15 protein-coding genes are annotated in these 16,792 nt (G+C 67.4%); 6 read left to right on the forward strand and 9 right to left on the reverse strand.

Going from position 1 to position 16,792, the window contains the following annotated elements:
- Nucleotides 1-14 precede the first annotated feature (14 nt).
- From AC1IQ6_RS08820 to AC1IQ6_RS08845, 6 genes are all read right to left on the reverse strand, one after another.
- Entirely contained in the window at nucleotides 15-518 is a 504-nt protein-coding gene (locus tag AC1IQ6_RS08820; RefSeq protein WP_485866173.1) for a nitrous oxide reductase accessory protein NosL, read from the reverse strand.
- Nucleotides 515-1,345, reverse strand: a complete 831-nt coding sequence (locus AC1IQ6_RS08825; RefSeq protein ID WP_102772522.1) for an ABC transporter permease — start codon at nucleotides 1,343-1,345, stop codon at nucleotides 515-517. Before AC1IQ6_RS08825 ends, AC1IQ6_RS08820 begins: the two co-directional genes overlap by 4 nt.
- On the reverse strand, nucleotides 1,342-2,241 hold the full coding sequence (locus AC1IQ6_RS08830; protein ID WP_102772521.1) for an ABC transporter ATP-binding protein: 900 nt from the start codon (nucleotides 2,239-2,241) through the stop codon (nucleotides 1,342-1,344). The genes AC1IQ6_RS08825 and AC1IQ6_RS08830 overlap by 4 nt, the downstream gene beginning before the upstream one ends.
- Nucleotides 2,238-3,533 (reverse strand): nitrous oxide reductase family maturation protein NosD, encoded by a 1,296-nt coding sequence (nosD, locus tag AC1IQ6_RS08835; protein ID WP_485866174.1) that lies wholly within the window; start codon nucleotides 3,531-3,533, stop codon nucleotides 2,238-2,240. Before nosD ends, AC1IQ6_RS08830 begins: the two co-directional genes overlap by 4 nt.
- Nucleotides 3,534-3,538: 5 nt before the next feature.
- Entirely contained in the window at nucleotides 3,539-5,452 is a 1,914-nt protein-coding gene (gene nosZ, locus AC1IQ6_RS08840) for a TAT-dependent nitrous-oxide reductase (protein ID WP_111824588.1), read from the reverse strand.
- Nucleotides 5,453-5,570: 118 nt separating this feature from the next.
- Nucleotides 5,571-7,775: a NosR/NirI family protein gene (locus AC1IQ6_RS08845; protein WP_102772854.1), complete on the reverse strand. Its 2,205-nt coding sequence runs from the start codon at nucleotides 7,773-7,775 to the stop codon at nucleotides 5,571-5,573.
- Nucleotides 7,776-8,108: 333 nt separating this feature from the next.
- On the opposite strand from AC1IQ6_RS08845, the gene azu reads away from it, so the two are divergent.
- The 3 genes from azu to AC1IQ6_RS08860 all read left to right on the forward strand — a co-directional run bounded on the left by azu (nucleotide 8,109) and on the right by AC1IQ6_RS08860 (nucleotide 11,194).
- Nucleotides 8,109-8,558 (forward strand): azurin, encoded by a 450-nt coding sequence (gene azu, locus AC1IQ6_RS08850; protein WP_102772519.1) that lies wholly within the window; start codon nucleotides 8,109-8,111, stop codon nucleotides 8,556-8,558.
- A 170-nt stretch (nucleotides 8,559-8,728) separates the two neighbouring features.
- Nucleotides 8,729-10,312, forward strand: coding sequence for a TerC family protein (locus AC1IQ6_RS08855; RefSeq protein ID WP_102772518.1), 1,584 nt, complete (start codon nucleotides 8,729-8,731; stop codon nucleotides 10,310-10,312).
- 18 nt (nucleotides 10,313-10,330) lie between these two features.
- Nucleotides 10,331-11,194 carry an undecaprenyl-diphosphate phosphatase gene (locus AC1IQ6_RS08860; RefSeq protein WP_102772517.1) on the forward strand — a complete coding sequence of 288 codons (864 nt, stop codon included), beginning with the start codon at nucleotides 10,331-10,333 and terminating at the stop codon, nucleotides 11,192-11,194.
- A gap of 75 nt (nucleotides 11,195-11,269) precedes the next feature.
- Here AC1IQ6_RS08860 and AC1IQ6_RS08865 read toward each other — a convergent pair whose 3' ends face one another.
- The 3 genes from AC1IQ6_RS08865 to AC1IQ6_RS08875 form a co-directional block, all read right to left on the reverse strand.
- Nucleotides 11,270-12,037: a UDP-2,3-diacylglucosamine diphosphatase gene (locus AC1IQ6_RS08865; RefSeq protein WP_102772516.1), complete on the reverse strand. Its 768-nt coding sequence runs from the start codon at nucleotides 12,035-12,037 to the stop codon at nucleotides 11,270-11,272.
- Nucleotides 12,030-12,539: a peptidylprolyl isomerase gene (locus AC1IQ6_RS08870; RefSeq protein WP_111825512.1), complete on the reverse strand. Its 510-nt coding sequence runs from the start codon at nucleotides 12,537-12,539 to the stop codon at nucleotides 12,030-12,032. Before AC1IQ6_RS08870 ends, AC1IQ6_RS08865 begins: the two co-directional genes overlap by 8 nt.
- 134 nt (nucleotides 12,540-12,673) lie before the next feature.
- Nucleotides 12,674-13,357, reverse strand: coding sequence for a tetratricopeptide repeat protein (locus AC1IQ6_RS08875; RefSeq protein ID WP_485866175.1), 684 nt, complete (start codon nucleotides 13,355-13,357; stop codon nucleotides 12,674-12,676).
- A 236-nt stretch (nucleotides 13,358-13,593) separates the two neighbouring features.
- On the opposite strand from AC1IQ6_RS08875, the gene cysS reads away from it, so the two are divergent.
- Genes cysS through AC1IQ6_RS08890 form a run of 3 tightly spaced genes read left to right on the forward strand, consistent with a single transcriptional unit; the run spans nucleotide 13,594 to nucleotide 16,715 of the window.
- The gene (gene cysS / locus AC1IQ6_RS08880; protein ID WP_485866176.1) at nucleotides 13,594-15,048 is read left to right on the forward strand and encodes a cysteine--tRNA ligase; all 1,455 of its coding nucleotides are present in this window, start codon (nucleotides 13,594-13,596) and stop codon (nucleotides 15,046-15,048) included.
- Between the two features lie 20 nt (nucleotides 15,049-15,068).
- Nucleotides 15,069-15,713, forward strand: a complete 645-nt coding sequence (locus AC1IQ6_RS08885; RefSeq protein ID WP_209166910.1) for a DNA-3-methyladenine glycosylase family protein — start codon at nucleotides 15,069-15,071, stop codon at nucleotides 15,711-15,713.
- Nucleotides 15,714-15,749: 36 nt separating this feature from the next.
- Nucleotides 15,750-16,715, forward strand: a complete 966-nt coding sequence (locus tag AC1IQ6_RS08890) for an acetyl-CoA carboxylase carboxyltransferase subunit alpha (protein WP_102772513.1) — start codon at nucleotides 15,750-15,752, stop codon at nucleotides 16,713-16,715.
- Nucleotides 16,716-16,792 lie beyond the last annotated feature (77 nt).

Genomic DNA, 16,792 nt, shown 5'->3' on the forward strand with positions numbered 1-16,792 from the left:
GGAGTGGGGCGGGACTATTGGGCGAAGACATAGGCTTCCGGCACGTCGGCGAAGGCGGCGACGCGGCCGCCGTGGGCGCGGGCGAAGGCTTCGGCGCGTTCGCGCTGCGAGAACGGCATCGCGTCTTCGACGCCCATGCCGCCGATGAAACGGCCTTCGATGACGTAGTAGGCCTGGCGCGCGTCGATCCACACCGACGGATCGGGCGCGCCGTCCGGGCCGGCCGTGCCCATGTCGTTGACGTAGATGGCGCTGATGGCCTTGGGTTCTTCCGGCAGCAGGGTATAGGCGAAGACCTGCTTGATCGACGAGAACCACACCGGCGCCACGCGCCCCTTGATGAAGATCTGGCCCTTGGGGCCGCCATGTTCGTTCAAGGCCATGCCGCAGTAGTGGCCGACCGATTCCAGCGTCACGGCCTGGGGCGGCGGGGGCGGGGCCTCGGAATCGGCGCCGCTGCCGCAGGCGGCGGCGCTCAGCAGGGCCGCGAGGGCCAGGGCGAGCCGCAGGCGTCTCATAGTTGTTTCCTCCTGAATGCCGCCGCCGCCAGCAGGAACGGCACGGCGACCCACAGCAGCAGCGCGGCGATCAGCGCCGACGTCGGCAGGCTGGCCTGGTCGCTCACGCCCGCCATGCCGGCGTACAGCGAAATGTTCTCGAAGCCGGTCAGGTTCAGCAGCCGGTACACGTCCGAGGGGTTGAGCAGCAGCAGCGCGTTGAGCAGGCCGGGACTGACGTGGCGGCCCTGGTCGGCGGCCAGCACGCCCAGGAGCGCCATGTCGTAGATGACGACGAAGAACAGCCAGACGCCCAGGGCGATGCCGGCGGCCGTGGCGCGCTCGCGCACCAGCGTGCTGATCAGGTAGCCCATTGCGAGAAAGCTGGCGCCCAGCAGCACGCTGGCGCCGATCAGCAGCGCGAACGGCTGCCAGGCGCCGATGTCCAGGCCGCCGTAGGCCCATTGCAGCGCCAGCCCGGCCGAGCCGTAGCCCGCGCCCGTGGCCAGCGCCAGGATGGCGAGGTGGCCGATGAACTTGCCCACCAGCACCTGCCAGCGCGAGACCGGATAGCTGAGCAGCAGCGCCATGGTGCCGCGGTCGACTTCGCCGACCACGGCGTCATAGGCCAGCAGCATGGCGATCAGCGGGACCAGGAAGATGGACAGGCTGGACAGGCTGACCACGGTGACGGTCAGCGGCTCGGCCTTGACCGTGCCGCTGGGCGAGCTGCCCAGCAGGCCCAGGGCCAGCGCCAGCGCGGCCAGCAGCAGGGCGGTGGCCAGCACCCAGCGGTTGCGCAGCCCGTCGCGGATTTCCTTGCCGATGATGGTGCCTACCGCGTTCATACGTCTTCCCGTTCAAGCAGATGTGCATAGATGTCGTCCAGGCTCGGCACCTGGATGTCCAGGTCGTGGATGTCGGACGACAGCGCGCCGATGCTGCGGATCGCCGCGATCTTGTCGTGTTCCAGGCAGGCCAGCTCGTAGCGGCCCGCCTCGATGCGGCGCCAGGCGCCGGCCGGCGGCGCGTCGGCGTGCGCCAGGGTCAGGCGGATGCGGATGGGCAGGCCGGTGGAGCGCCGCAGCGCCGACATGGCGCCGTCGGCGATCTTCCTGCCGGCCTTCATCACCACGATGCGGTCGGCGTGGCCGGCCAGTTCGGACAGCGCGTGCGTGCTGAGCAGGATGGTGGCGCCGGCGGCGCGCAGCTCGTGCACGATGTCGTAGAACATCAGGCGCGAGGCCGGGTCCAGGCCGGTGGTGGGCTCGTCGAACAGCAGCACGCGCGGCTGGCCCAGCAGGGCCTGGGCCAGCGCCAGGCGCTGGCGCATGCCCTTGGAATAGCCGCCCACGCGCCGGCGCGCCGCGCCCGAGATGCCGACCCTCTCCAGCAGCGCGGCGTTGCCCGACAGCGGCTGGCGCTTGAGCCGGGCGTAGAACGCCAGCGTTTCCTCGCCGGTCATGGACGGATGCAGCGCCACGGTTTCGGGCAGGTAGCCGATACGGTTGCGCAGCCGCGCCGCGGCCGGGCTGTGGGCGTCGTGCCCGAACAGCGCGACGCGGCCCTGGGTGGGGCGGATCAGGCCCAGGATGAGCTTGATGAGCGTGCTCTTGCCGGCGCCGTTGTGGCCGGCCAGCGCGACGCATTCGCCCTCGCGCAGCTGCAGGTCCAGGCCGTCGATGGCCCGCTGCGCGCCGTAGTGCTTGCTGACGCCGGACAGCGTCACGAGGTCGGTATTCATGGAGACTCCTTGGGCAGCCGGGCCGGCAGCGGCGGCGGCTGCATCAGCGGCGCGCTGTCGATCACGCCCCCGGGCAGGATGGCGGGGAACTGCGATTGCGCCCAGCGCACGATGGCGATCGACGGGCTGTTGAGCAGGATGCGCGCGGCCGGCGCGCGCCACAGCAGCTGGTCGACCACGTCGTTGGGCCGGTAGGCGGTATCGGCGATGCCGTCGCCGTCCAGGTCGAAGGCGGTGTTGTCGCTCCAGTAATTGCCGCGGCCCGCGACCGACCAGTCCAGCGTCCGGGTGCTGACGTACTTGACCTGGTTGCGGTTGTTGATGAAGGCGTTGCCGGATACCTGGTTGCCTTCGGAGCCGGCGGTGAAGTGCACGCCGATGTCGCAGTTGGCGAAGCGGTTGTCCTGGAATTCGTTGTAGTTGGCGTTGTAGATGAACACGCACTTGCCCGCGCGGTCCACCGAGTTGCCGGTGATGCGGGACTGGTTGGCGTAGTTCAGCATCAGCCCTTGCTCGCGGCTGTCGACGGCGACGTTGTCGCGCACGATCAGCTGGTGCGAGAACATGATGGCGTAGGCCACGTCGGTGCCGGCGGCGACGTTGCCGCTGATTTCGCTTTCGTTGGTGTACATGTAGTGCACCGCGTAGCGCAGGTCGTGGAAACGGTTGCCGCTGAAGGTGTTCAGCCGGCTGGTGTTGACGAAGATGCCGTCGCGTCCGGCCGAGATGTCGTTGTCCAGCACGCGGGTGCCGGGGGTGTTCCAGAGCGTGACGCCGTTGCCCCGTTCGGCCACGCGCAGTTCCCGGTTGCCGACGATGCGGTTGCCGCGCACCAGCGCGTCCTGCGGCCCCCAGACGTGCACGCCCACGAGATTGTCGAGGATGTCGTTGCCTTCCACCCGGGCGCGGTGCGCCGTGCGGTCGAGGAAGACGCCGGCGTCCATGTCCGACAGGCTCAACCCGGAGCGGGTCACGGTCAGGCTGCGCAGCGACACGTCGGCGGCCTTGATCCACAGCGTGCGGCCCTGGCGCGTGCCGGCGATGACCGCCGAGCGGTCGGCCGGCCCTTCCAGCGTCAGCGGCTTGTCGATGACGATGCCGCCGGAATAGGTGCCGGGGGCCAGGCGCAGCACGTCGCCGTCCTGCGCCGCGGCGACGGCCTGCGCCAGGTCGGCGCCGGGGGCGAGCGTGTGCACGGCCGCCGCCGCGGCGCCGGACAGCGCCAGGGCGAAGGCCGCCAGCGCGGCGCGGGCGGTCCTCCTGCCGCCCTTCGGCATTGCGATGACTGTCATGGACGCTACGCGGTCTTCTTGGGATGGACGATCATCTGGCCGGACATCTCCATGTGCAGCGCGTGGCAGAACCACTGGCAGTAGTACCAGTACACGCCCGGGCGGTCGGCGGTGAACGTGACCGACGAAGTGGCCTGCGGTCCGATCTCCATGGCGATGCCGTGGCCTTCCAGCGTGAAGCCGTGCGTCAGGTCCTCGATCACCTCCATGTTGGTCACCACCACGGTGACTTCGTCGCCCTGGTTGACCTCGAACTTCTTGATGCTGAACATGGGCGCGACCGCCATCATGTACACGCGCACCTTGTTGCCGTCGCGCACCACCTTGGCGGCGTCCTCCAGCGTGACGCCGTCCTTCTTGGCCATCTGGCGGGCGTCCTCCCACATGGGGTCGTCGCGCTTCCAGACGCTGAGCGGGTGGACCTTGGAGCGGTGCACCAGGCACATGTCGTGCGGCTCGGCGAAGCTGGGGCCGTCGTGCACCAGCTTCATCTCGTCGCCGGAGATGTCGATGAGCTGGTCGTTCTCGGGCTTGAGCGGACCCACGTTGAGGAAGCGGTCCTTCGAGAACTTGTTCAGCGACACCAGCCACTTGCCGTCGGCCTCGCGGGTCTCGCCCATGGTGGTGTGGTTATGGCCGGGCTGGTAGTGCACGTCCAGCTTCTGGATGATGGGGTCGACCTTCTCGCCCTTGAAGGCGCGCTTGGCCAGGTCGAGGTTCCACTTGACCATCTGGCTGTCGATGAACAGCGTGGTGTAGGCGTTGCCGCGGCCGTCGAAGGCCGTGTGCAGCGGGCCCAGGCCCAGCTGCGGTTCGGCCACCACGCAGTCGCGCGGCTTGATCTTGTCGTCGAACAGGTCGTCCAGCGTGCGCACGTCCAGCACCGTGACGGTGGGCGAGAGCTTGCCGTTGAGCACGATGTGGATGCCGTCGGGCGCGGCGTTGCAGCCGTGCGGCGAGTTCGGCACCGGGATGTAGCGCGTGTACTTGGAACCGTGGCGCCCGTCGATCACCGGCACACCGCCCATCATCTTGTAGTCGCCCTTCTTGACGGCTTCCTCGATGCGCTTGATGTTGAACACCACGACCCAGTCCTGCTCGTTGGCCGACATCTCTTCCACCGTCACGCCCTTCTCCGAGTTGTAGCAGGTGGAGAAGGAGTACTTGCCCTGGTAGTCGGCGTCGCCGTTGTCCAGGTTGCCGTCGACCAGCACCTGCCAGGCGACCTTCATGGTGTCGCCGTCGATCGCGGTGTAGATGGCGAAGAAGTTCTTCTTGGGATCGTCGATCACCTTGCCGTCGTTGGGCAGCGGCACGATGTGCTCGCCGTTGGCGAACACATAGCCGGTGCGCGGATAGCGCTGCGGCCGCAGGCCGTGCACGCCCGATACGTTGGGCAGCTCGGTGATCTTGTCGGTCTTCATCACGTCCAGGCGGATGCGCGCGACGCGGTTGTTGGCCTTGTCGTTGATGAACAGGTAGCGGCCGTCGTAGGTGCGGTCGGTGAACGACAGGTGAGGGTGGTGGGCGTCGCCGTTGGCGAACACGCCGCCCTTGTCCTTGAGGTAGGCGCGGGTCTCGGGCGTCAGGCCTTCGGTGAGGATCTTGCGGCTTTCGTTGGTGCGGCCCCAGCCGGTCGCGCTGCAGTGGTTGAAGACGGGGATGCGCACCAGCTCGCGCATGGACGGCAGGCCCAGCACCCGCACTTCGCCCGACTGGCCGCTGGAGTTGAACGCATAGTATTCGTCCAGATCGCCCGGCGCGACGTGGCCCAGCACGCCGTTGGCGCCCTTGGCGTCCTTGCCATGCGCGGTGGGGATCTGCGCGCCCGCCACCAGGCCGGCGGCGCCGGTGATGGCTGCGGTGCCGAGGAAGCTGCGGCGAGAAAGGCCGCCCTTTTCGGGATTCTTGTCGGACATGGATAACTCCTTGGTAGGAACGGCGGCTCGCGCCGTGGGGTAAGAAAGTTCCATCCGCTGCCCGCCGTCCGGGGGGCGGCGTTTCCGCCCCGGAATGGCGCAACGGCAAGAACTGGATTCAGGCTTCGGCTTCGGGTTTCTGGCTCGGCAGGCGGTGGATCACGATGGGCTGCTCGGCGGGCTCGGCCTGGGGCCGGCGGCGCTCGCGCTTGGCCTTTTTCTGGATCAGGTGCGGACACTTCTGGTCATGGTGGTAGAGCATCTGGCAGTGCAGGCACTGGATGCACTCGTTCGGGTTGATCTCGCCGGTGGGGTCGATGGCCTGTACCGGGCATTCGAGATTGCAGCGCTGACAGGGGTTGCCGCAGTCGCGGTAACGGCGCAGCCAGTTGAAGATGCGCAGGCGGGCGGGAATCGCCAGCGCCGCGCCCAGCGGACAGAGGTAGCGGCAGAAGAAGCGTTCCACGAAGAGGCCGGCCGCCAGCACCGCCACGGCGAAGAGCACGAAGGGCCAGTAGCGCACGAAGCGCAGGATGATGGCGGTCTTGAAGGGCTCGATCTCGGAGAGCTGCTCGGCCAGCGCCAGGTCGTACAGCGAGAAGCCGAACAGCAGCAGGAAGATCACGTACTTCAGCGTCGACAGGCGCTGGTTGACGCCGTGGCTGATCTTCAGCTGGCGCACGCCCAGGCGCTTGGCGGCCCGGTTGGCCAGCTCCTGCAGCGCGCCGAACGGGCACAGCCAGCCGCAGAACGCGCCGCGGTTCCAGAACACCATCGAGATCGCGGTGGCGCACCACAGGATGAACACCAGCGGGTCCATCAGGAAGTACTCCCAGCGGAAGTCGGTGCGCAGCGCCGAGAAAAAGGTCAGCACGTTCACGATGGACAGCTGGGCCTGGCCGTACCAGCCGATCCAGAACAGCGCGAACGCCAGGAACGCCAGCCGCAGGCGGTCGTGCAGCAGCGGCCGGCTGGTGAGCTGGTCCTGGAAGAAGAAGATGCCCACCAGCACCACCAGCGCCACCGTCAGCACGGCCACCTGGCCGGACTTGCCGCGCCAGATCTGCTTCCACAGCGCGGGCGCGGGTTCTTCTTCGGCGGCCTGCGTGGTCGGGGCGGGAGCGGTCGCGGCCGGCGCCGCCGCCGCGGGTTGCGCGCCGGCGACGGGCCTGGTGTAGGCCTGCGGCAGTTCGTAGGGCAGGTCGAAGGTGACGAACGCCTTGTCCTTCACGCTGAGCACGCGCTGCACCATGAGCTGCAGGCGCCAGGGCGCGACCGGGTCGAGCGCGGCGTCGTCGGGCACGATGAACAGTGCCACTTCGCGAAACGCCGGTGCGCCCTCGGCGGCCACGTCGGCCAGTCGCTGGTGGTTGCGGTCGCGAAAGCGGAAGCTGCTTTCGTCCTGGATCACCTCGATGCGGTCGAAGATGCCGCCGCGCACGTAGCCCGAGCCCTTGAACGAATACGCGCCGTTGCCCGCCACCAGCATGGCCTGCTGGCCGGGCTTGAGTCTTTCCTTCAGGCGCTGCCATTCGGTGTCGCCCAGCAGGCTGCGGCCGATGGCCGGCACGCTCACCAGCGCGGCGTACAGGTCGATGAAGGTGTCGGCATTGCCGCTGCCGTCGGCGACCGCGGCGGCGTCGTCGCGCCCGGATGCGCGGAAGGCCTGGTTGACGTCCTCGGGCGTGAGCCTCAGGTTGCGCACCGCGCCGGCGTCGAGCAGGGCCTGCCAGCTCTGCGGCGTGTCGCGCGATTCGTCGACGGCGCGCGCGGCGGCCGGCGCGGCCTGCTGGACGGGTGCGGCGGTCTTGTCGATGCCGTGGGCGCGCGCCACGGCGATGGCCGAGCGCGTGATGCTGTCGCCGATCACCATCAGCGTGACGGTCGCGCCGCTGATGATGTCCACCGGCGGCGGCGCGCCGTGGCGGGGCGGGGAGTCGACGAAATTGAGGCCGACGTAGCCGCTGATGAAATGGTCCACCTTGGCCTGGGGGATGCCGATGAGGACGATGGGTTCGTGGTGCTCGACCAGCTTGGCCCCGACGATGCGGCCGTCGTTGGCCAGCCCGACCAGCACGTCGATGGGCTTGCTGGAATAGCCGCGCGTGTTGACCACGTCGGAAGTCAGGTAGACGACGCCGAGCGGGCGCGAGCCGGCATAGGCCTTGGCGGCCAGCGGCTTGCCGGCGGGGGCGTCGACGCGGTCCGCGCCGGGGAAGATCTCGCCGATCGGGGTAGTGGCCAGGAAGTCGGGCAGCCGCTGCGCCTGCGCCAGGCCGGCGCCCAATATATAGAGCAGCAGCGCAATGAACGCTGCCCGCATGAATCCGACGATCCGCATGAACTCCCGCCCCGCTGTGCTGCCCTGCATGCCTGTACTCTTCTGGTTCTATTTGCAAAGGTTTGACGCATCCTAAGAAGATCCAGGACGGGTGGTATTGCGGTTTATCAACGGCCTCCGTTTCCTTCTCGCCAGAACCTCAATACCCCTACAAAACCTGGGGGTTTCCCGGTTTTGCGGCATGCGATCCGGACGGACTTGATGTCCGTCAATAGCGTGTTTTTTTCGGTGTCCTAGACTTGTGCCTAGCGGCAGCGACGCAGGCATGTGGCTTGCGGAGAATCCAAACGCCGCCCCTGTCTACGGAGAATTCCCATGCTGGCAAAAGCCACCCTCGCCATCGTCCTGTCCGCCGCCAGCCTGCCCGCGCTGGCCGCGCAATGCGAAGCCACCATCGAAGGCAACGACGCCATGCAGTTCAACCTGAAGGAAATGGTGGTCGACAAAAGCTGCAAGCAATTCACCGTGACGCTCAAGCACGTGGGCAAGATGCCCAAGGTCGCGATGGGCCATAACTGGGTGCTCACCAAGGAAGCCGACCGCCAGGGCGTGGCCACCGACGGCATGAACGCCGGCGCCGCCCAGGACTACGTCAAGCAGGGCGACAGCCGCGTCATCGCGCACACCAAGGTTATCGGCGGCGGCGAATCGGATTCGGTCACCTTCGACGTGTCCAAGCTGACCGCGGGCGAAGCCTATGCGTTCTTCTGCTCGTTCCCCGGCCACTGGGCCGTCATGAAGGGCACGCTCAAGCTCAGCAACTAAGCGGCTCGCGCGCCAGGAACAGACCGGCCCCAGGCCGGTTTTTTTCTGTCCGGCGGCTGGTTCCTATGGCCTAAACCGCCTGTACATCAGGCTTACGGAGGGGCGGCGTCACCGGCGTGTCACGGATTTTCCATGTACGATTATCGGTCGTGTAACTTTTGGAGCTCCTGATGGAGTGGCTGCTGGACCCCACTGCGTGGGTCGGCTTGCTTACCCTGGTCGTCCTCGAGATCGTCCTGGGAATCGATAACCTGATTTTCATCGCCATCCTGGCGGACAAGCTGCCCCCTGCGCAACGCGACCGCGCGCGCATCATGGGCCTGAGCCTGGCGCTCGTCATGCGCCTGGGGCTGTTGTCGGTCATGTCATGGCTGGTCACGCTGACCACCCCCCTGTTTTCCGTCGGCCCGCTTTCCTTCTCGGGACGCGACCTGATCCTGATGATCGGCGGCCTGTTCCTGCTGTTCAAGGGCACCATGGAGCTGCACGAGCGCCTCGAAGGCAGCCAGCACGGCGGCTCGTCCGGGCCGCGCGTCTACGCCAGCTTCTGGGTGATCGTGACGCAGATCGTGGTGCTGGACGCGGTGTTCTCGCTGGATTCGGTGATCACCGCCGTCGGCATGGTGGACCACCTGGCGATCATGATGATCGCCGTCGTCATCGCCATCGGCATCATGCTGCTGGCGTCCAAGCCGCTGACGCGCTTCGTCAACGCCCACCCCACGGTGGTGGTGCTGTGCCTGGGCTTCCTGCTCATGATCGGCTTCTCGCTGCTGGCCGAGGCGTTCGGCTTCAAGGTGCCCAAGGGCTACCTGTACGCGGCCATCGGCTTCTCGGTCGCCATCGAGGCGCTGAACCAGGTGGCGCGCCGCAACCTGCTCAAGCTGGACGCGCGCCGTCCCATGCGCGAGCGCACCGCCTCGGCCGTGCTGCGCATGCTGGGCAAGCGGCCGCCGGCCGACGAACCCGACCTGCCCAGCGTCGACGGCCCGACCGTGCCGGCCTTCGGCGTCGAAGAGCGCAACATGGTCAGCGGCGTGCTGACCCTGGCCGAGCGCTCGATCCGCTCCATCATGACGCCGCGCACGGACGTCTCCTGGATCAATATCGACGACGATCCGCAGACCATCCGCAACCAACTGACCGAGGCGCCGCACAGCTTCTTCCCGGTCTGTCGCGGGTCGCTCGACGAGGTGCTGGGCATCGGCCGCGCCAAGGACCTGGTGGCCGACCTGATCACCGAGGGCCGCGTGCGCCGCAACCGCCTGCGCGATCCCATCATCGTGCACGAATCCATCGGCATCCTGCGCCTGATGGATACGCTCAAGCGCTCGCGCGGCCAGCTCGTGCTGGTGGCCGACGAATTCGGCGCGATCGAGGGGCTGGTGACGCCCATCGACGTCTTCGAGGCCATCGCCGGCGAATTCCCCGACGAGGACGAACTGCCCGACATCGTCGCCGACGGCGAGAACACCTGGAAGATCGACGGCGCGGCCGACCTGCACCACGTCGAGCAGGTGCTCGAAACCGAAGGCCTGGTCGACGACGCCCAGGACTTCTCGACCCTGGCCGGCTACCTGCTGTCGCGCTTCGGCCACCTGCCCAAGCCGGGCGACGCCTGCGAGTACGAGATCCACCACGACCATTTCCGCTTCGAAGTCCTCGAAATGGACGGCCGCCGCATCGCCCTGGTGCGCGTCGAGAAGCGGCCGCAAGAGCTGCATGCCGACGAAGCCTCTCCCGCCAACGACTAACCGGACAGAACCTGTATCGTGACCGACAACGCGCTATACCTGATCAAAGCATTCGTCCTGGGCGTCATCGAGGGCCTGACGGAATTCATCCCGGTGTCCAGCACCGGCCACCTCATCCTGGTGGGCGACTGGATCAATTTCGAGTCCAGCCAGGGCAAGGTCTTCGAGGTGGTGATCCAGCTGGGCTCCATCCTGGCGGTGATGTGGGTGTTCCGCGCGCGCCTGCTGCGGCTGGCGCGCGGCACGCTGACCGGCGTGCCCAGCGAGGTGGCCTTCACCCGCAACCTGATCATCGCCTTCCTGCCGGCCGCCGTGATCGGGGCGATCTTCATCAAGTCGATCAAGAGCATCTTCTACCACCCGGCGGTGGTGGTCGTGACCCTGGTGCTGGGCGGGCTCATCATGCTGTACGTGGAGCGCAAGACCCATCACACGCCGGGCGACCAGCCGGGCGCGGCCGACGACACCGCCTCCGACGAGCGCGCCACGGCCCGCACGCTGGAGCAGATTTCCTGGAAGCAGGCGCTGGGCGTGGGCGTGGCGCAGTGCCTGGCCATGATCCCGGGCACCTCGCGCTCGGGTGCGACCATCATCGGCGGCATGATCGCCGGCATCCAGCGCAAGACGGCGACCGAATTCTCGTTCTTCCTGGCCATGCCGACCATGCTGGGCGCGGCGGTCTACGACATGTACAAGAACATGGACCTGCTGACCCAGCAGGACCTGTCGGGCATCGCGGTGGGCTTCGTCGCGGCGTTCCTGAGCGCGATGGTGGTGGTGCGAGCCGTGCTGCGTTTCGTCGCCAACCATACGTACCGCGTGTTCGCCTGGTACCGGATCGTGTTCGGCGGCGTGGTGGCCGCGTGGATATTCACGCGCTGAGGTCCGCTTGCGCGCAAATGAAAAAGCCGGCATCCGTCCCATGGACGGATGCCGGCTCGGACCGGCCGATGGGGCTTACGGTTCCAGGTCGTAGAACTCCGGGCCGTCGGACGTGATGACCAGCCAGCCGCCGCGCGGCGGGTTGACGTGGTCGCAGTCCCAGTCGGGCAGCACCCAGCGTTCGCACTTGCGGCCGTCGACGTCCAGCACGTGGCGGGCCGGGCGGTGGGTGTGGCCGTGCACCAGCACGCGCACGCCCGTGTCGCGCAGGACCTTTTCGATGGCGCCGGGGTTGACGTCCATGATCTCCATCGACTTGGCCTGGTTGGCCGCCTGGCTTTCGCCGCGGGCCTGCTGCGCCATCGCCAGCCGTTCGGGAATGGTCTTGCCCAGGAACTCGGCCTGCCAGCGCGGATTGCGGACCATCTGGCGGAACTGCTGATAGGCGGCGTCGTCCGTACAGAACTCGTCGCCGTGGGTCAGCAGGATGGGGCCGAAATCCGTTTCCAGCAGGGCGGGCTCGGGCAGCAGGTGGGCGCCCAGCGCCCGGGCCAGCTCTTCGCCGATGAGGAAGTCGCGGTTGCCGCGGCCCAGCCACACCGGGATGCGCGCGGCGGTCTCGCGCAGCGCCGTCAGCGCCGTGGCCAGCCACGGCGGCGCGGCGCGGATCACGTCGTCGCCGATCCAGGCGTCGAAGATGTCGCCCGGCAGCAGCAGGGCGGCGGCTTCTTCGCGCGCCGCCTGCAGAAAGGCCGTGAAGGCCTCCAGGGTGGCCGGCGTGGCCGGGCCCAGGTGCAGGTCGGACGCCAGCCAGATGGGGCCGGGCAGGCTGATCTTATTCAAGAACTTCGGCCTTCTCGATGATGACGTCCTCGTTGGGGACGTTCTGGTGGAAGCCCTTGTTGCCGGTCTTCACGCCCTTGATCTTGTCGACCACGTCGGTGCCTTCGGTCACGCTGCCGAACACGGCATAGCCCCAGCCGTTGGGCGTGGGGGCGGTGAAGTTCAGGAAGTCGTTGTTGGACACGTTGATGAAGAACTGCGCCGTGGCCGAGTGCGGATCGCTGGTGCGGGCCATCGCCAGGGTGTACTTGTCGTTCTTCAGGCCGTTGTTGGCTTCGTTCTCGATGGGGGCGTGGGTCTGCTTCTGCTTCATGCCCGGTTCGAAGCCGCCGCCCTGGATCATGAAGCCATCGATCACGCGGTGGAACACCGTGCCGTTGTAGAAGCCTTCCTTGACGTAGGTCAGGAAGTTCTCGACGGTCTTGGGAGCCTTGGCGGCATCCAGGGTGATGACCATGTCGCCTTGGTTCGTTTGAAGCTTGACGCGGGGGTTGGTGCTCATGGCTTTTGTGCCTTCAGAGGTGGAGGTGGAGGAATTGGCCGCCGGAGCGGCGCTGACGAGCGCCGGCGCGAAAGCGGCCAGCGCGAACGAGCACGCCGTCAGGCGCAGCAGGTGCAGAGGAGAAAAACGGGACATCATTTGCCTTGTTTATCCTTCAACATGGTTTCGACTTCCTGGGCCTTTTGCTGCGCGCCCGGCACGCCTTCGCGGGCGGCCTTTCTATAGGTGCTCAGCGCCTGCAGCAGCTGCAGGTCGCCCAGATTGGCGCGCGCGGCGGCATAGCCGGGATCGGCGCGCAGCGCCATTTGCAGGGCGTCCTGCGCGCGATCGAGCTCGCCGCGGCTTGCATATAGAGCGGCCAGATTGTTCCAGGGTTCCGGAAGCTCGGGGAATTCGGTGGTCATCTCGGTGTAGACGTCGATGGCCTCGTTGGTGCGATTCAGGGCGGCCAGGGCGCGCGCGTGCTGGAACATCAGCTGCACGTCGGTGCCGCGCTGGCCCTTGATCTCGGCCTGGCGTTTCTCGATCAGCGCGAGCGCCTCTTCGTTGTCGCCGTGGTTCAGCAGGCGTTCGATGTGCGTGGTGATCTGCGAAGGCGAAGGCATCAGCCGCGTGTCGACGCCGGGCTTGATCGCTTCCAGCATGTTGGCCAGGCTGTCCCAGCCGCCCTCGGGCGGGATGGGGTCCAGGGTGGTCCGGTTGGCGTTGGGGTTCGCGCCCCCGCCGCCGGCCATGGACTGTGCAAGAGAGGCTCCAGCGGGAACGCCCGCCAGGGCCAGGGCGAGCAGGGCGACGCGTAGGCGCGGCTTGATAGTCACGTGGTCATCCGTTAAAAGTCGTGGCTGGCCGGCGCTTACGCGCGCGACCGGGCCGCTTGCTATACTTGACGACCACCATTTTAGCCCCGGTTGGGTTTTGACTCTCGTCCAACCCGGATGCTGGCGTCGGGGGTATCGTCCTTCGATGGCATCTTTTTTCCGCGTCCGCCACGGAAAACTCATCCGAACAACAAAGCCGAACTGCTGAGCCGAACAACAAAGCCGAACCACGCGCCATGCTGCAAATCTACAACACCTTATCGCGTACCAAAGAACCGTTCAAGCCGGCCCAGGCCGGCCAGGTGCGCATGTACGTGTGCGGCATGACCGTCTACGACTTCTGCCACCTGGGCCATGCCCGCATGCTGGTGTCGTTCGACGTGGTGCAGCGCTGGCTGCGCGCCAGCGGGCTGGCCGTCGACTACGTGCGCAACATCACCGACATCGACGACAAGATCATCCGCCGCGCGGTCGAGACCGGCCGCCGCATCGGCGAAGTGACCGAGTTCTATATCGACGCCATGCACGCCGACGAGCGCGCGCTGGGCGTGGCCACGCCGGACCGCGAGCCGCGCGCCACGCAGTACGTGGGCGAGATGCTGGACATCATCGGCAAGCTGGAACGCAACGGCCTGGCCTACCAGGCCGACGACGGCGACGTGAACTACGCCGTGCGCGGCTTCCCCGGCTACGGCAAGCTCTCCGGCAAGACGCTGGACGACCTGCGCGCCGGCGAGCGCGTGGCGGTGGGCTCGGCCAAGCGCGACCCGCTCGACTTCGTGCTCTGGAAATCGGCCAAGGAAGACGAGCCGGCCGACACCAAATGGGAGTCGCCCTACGGCCTGGGCCGGCCGGGCTGGCACATCGAATGCTCGGCCATGAGCAAGGCCCTGCTGGGGCTGCCGCTGGACATCCACGGCGGCGGGCCGGACCTGAAATTCCCGCACCACGAAAACGAAATCGCCCAGACCGAGGGCGCCTTCGGCGGTACGCTGGCCAATATCTGGATGCACTGCGGCCCGCTCATGGTCGACTCGGACAAGATGTCCAAGTCGCTGGGCAACTTCCGCACCATCCGCCAGACCATCGCGCAGGACGAACCGGCGGCCGACCAGTCCAGCTACCGCGTCAATCCGCGCGAGGCCGAGATGGTGCGCTTCTTCATCGTGCGCAACCACTACCGCAGCCCGCAGAACTACACGCCGGACAACCTGGTCGACGCCCAGAACGCGCTCGACCGCCTGTACCAGGCGCTGCAGAACGTGCCCGCCGACGACCAGGGCATCGACTGGAACGAGCCCCAGGCCCAGGCCTTCAAGGCCGCCATGGACGACGACTTCAACAGCTCCGGCGCCGTGGCGGCGCTGTTCGAGCTGGCTTCCGAAGCCAACCGCGAAAAAAGCGCGCGCAGCGCCGGCCAGATGAAGGCGCTGGGCGCCCTGCTGGGCCTGCTGCAGCAGGAGCCGGCGGCCTACTTCCAGTCGCCCACCCGCTACTCGGCGGCCGCCATGGAGCAGGGCGAGCGCCGCGCGCTCGACGCCCAGGCGATCGAATCGCTGATCGAGGCGCGCGCGGCGGCCAAGGCCGCCCGCAACTACGCCGAGGCCGACCGCATCCGCGCGGAACTGCGCGAGGCCGGCATCGAGCTGGACGACAAGCCGGGCGGCCTGACGCAATGGCGTCGCGCGTGAGCCGCCAGGAACCGCCCGCCATGTCCACCGCCGACCTCGAGATTCCCAAGCCCGAGTATTGGGAAGCCGCCGTAGCCCACCTGATGCGGCGCGACCGCATCCTGAAGAAGATCATCCCCCAGCACCCGGAGGTATGGCTGACTTCGCGCGGCACGCCATTCGTGACGCTGGCGCGCGCCATCATCGGGCAGCAGGTCTCGCCCAAGGCGGCCGACACCGCCTGGACCCGGTTCATCGACGCGGCGGGCAAGCGCCCCACGCCGGTCGCGGTGCTGCGCGTCGGCCTCGACGGCCTGCGCGCCGCCGGGCTGTCGCAGCGCAAGGCCGAATACGTGCTGGACCTGGCCGTGCATTTCGGCGAACGCCGGGTGCATCCCGAGAAATGGGCGGCCATGGACGATGAAGCCGTCATTTCCGAGCTGGTCGCCATCCGCGGCATCGGACGCTGGACGGCGGAGATGTTTTTGATTTTCAATCTGCAGCGGCCCGACGTCTTGCCGCTGGATGATCCCGGGTTGCTCAAGGCAATCTCGCTACACTATTTCAGCGGCGAGCCTGTCTCTCGCTTCGAGGCTCGCGAAGTCTCGTTGGCGTGGCAACCCTGGCGTACCGTGGCGACCTGGTATTTGTGGCGCAGTCTGGAACCGGCTCCGGTCCAGTACTGACGCACCCCGGGCAGCCCATCTACGGAACCACACTACATGCGCAATACATTTCTGGAATTCGAACAACCGCTAGCCGAGCTTGAGAACAAGATCGAGCAGCTGCGCTACGTGCAGGCCGATTCGGCGGTGGACATCTCCGACGAAATCGGACGTCTGCAGCAGAAGAGCCAGACCCTGGCCAAGGAAATCTACGCCAAGCTCACGCCTTGGCAGACGGCCCTGGTCGCCCGCCATCCCCAGCGTCCCTACACGCTGGACTACGTGCGCGAAATATTCACCGACTTCCATGAACTGCACGGCGACCGCATGTACGCCGACGACCAGTCCATCGTCGGCGGCCTGGCGCGCTTCAACGGGACCCCCTGCATGGTCATCGGCCACCAGAAGGGCCGCGACACCAAGGAACGCGCCGCGCGCAATTTCGGCATGCCGCGTCCCGAGGGCTACCGCAAGGCCCTGCGCCTGATGCGCCTGGCCGAGAAGTTCGGCATTCCCGTGTTCACCTTCGTGGACACGCCGGGCGCCTATCCGGGCATCGGCGCCGAAGAGCGCGGCCAGTCCGAGGCCATCGGCCGCAACCTCTACGCCATGGCCGAGCTCAAGGTGCCCGTGATCTGCACCATCATCGGCGAAGGCGGCTCGGGCGGCGCCCTGGCCATCGCCGTGGGCAACGCCGTGCTGATGCTGCAGTACGCCACCTACGCCGTGATCTCGCCGGAAGGCTGCGCCTCCATCCTGTGGCGCAGCGCCGACAAGGCGCCCGAGGCCGCCGAGGCCCTGGCCATCATCGCGCCGCGCCTGAAGGACCTGGGTCTGGTGGACCGCGTGGTCAACGAACCCGTGGGCGGCGCTCACCGCGATCCCCGCGTCATGGCGCGCCTGCTGCGCCGTGCGCTGGGCGATGCGCTGCGCCAGCTGCAGGACATGACGCCCGAGCAGCTGGTCGAGCAGCGCGTGCAGCGCCTGCTGTCCTACGGCAACTTCCAGGAAGTGCGCGCCTGAGGCCCGGGCGCCGGCTTCGCGCCGGCGCTGCGCGCCACGCGCCGTTCCCCATCATGAACGCCCGCCCGACTCCCGAA

Source organism: Achromobacter sp. MUI-25009338 (assembly GCF_057359325.1).

What these genes read in the sequence shown, in the direction of transcription:
- AC1IQ6_RS08870 (WP_111825512.1), bottom strand. Translation starts at nt 12,539, where the DNA reads ATGAGCACCAACCCCCGCGTCAAGCTTCAAACGAACCAAGGCGACATG.
- AC1IQ6_RS08825 (WP_102772522.1), bottom strand. Translation starts at nt 1,345, where the DNA reads ATGAACGCGGTAGGCACCATCATCGGCAAGGAAATCCGCGACGGGCTG.
- AC1IQ6_RS08885 (WP_209166910.1), top strand. Translation starts at nt 15,069, where the DNA reads ATGTCCACCGCCGACCTCGAGATTCCCAAGCCCGAGTATTGGGAAGCC.
- AC1IQ6_RS08845 (WP_102772854.1), bottom strand. Translation starts at nt 7,775, where the DNA reads ATGCGGGCAGCGTTCATTGCGCTGCTGCTCTATATATTGGGCGCCGGC.
- cysS (WP_485866176.1), top strand. Translation starts at nt 13,594, where the DNA reads ATGCTGCAAATCTACAACACCTTATCGCGTACCAAAGAACCGTTCAAG.
- AC1IQ6_RS08820 (WP_485866173.1), bottom strand. Translation starts at nt 518, where the DNA reads ATGAGACGCCTGCGGCTCGCCCTGGCCCTCGCGGCCCTGCTGAGCGCC.
- nosD (WP_485866174.1), bottom strand. Translation starts at nt 3,533, where the DNA reads ATGACAGTCATCGCAATGCCGAAGGGCGGCAGGAGGACCGCCCGCGCC.
- AC1IQ6_RS08855 (WP_102772518.1), top strand. Translation starts at nt 8,729, where the DNA reads ATGGAGTGGCTGCTGGACCCCACTGCGTGGGTCGGCTTGCTTACCCTG.
- AC1IQ6_RS08830 (WP_102772521.1), bottom strand. Translation starts at nt 2,241, where the DNA reads ATGAATACCGACCTCGTGACGCTGTCCGGCGTCAGCAAGCACTACGGC.
- nosZ (WP_111824588.1), bottom strand. Translation starts at nt 5,452, where the DNA reads ATGTCCGACAAGAATCCCGAAAAGGGCGGCCTTTCTCGCCGCAGCTTC.
- AC1IQ6_RS08890 (WP_102772513.1), top strand. Translation starts at nt 15,750, where the DNA reads ATGCGCAATACATTTCTGGAATTCGAACAACCGCTAGCCGAGCTTGAG.
- azu (WP_102772519.1), top strand. Translation starts at nt 8,109, where the DNA reads ATGCTGGCAAAAGCCACCCTCGCCATCGTCCTGTCCGCCGCCAGCCTG.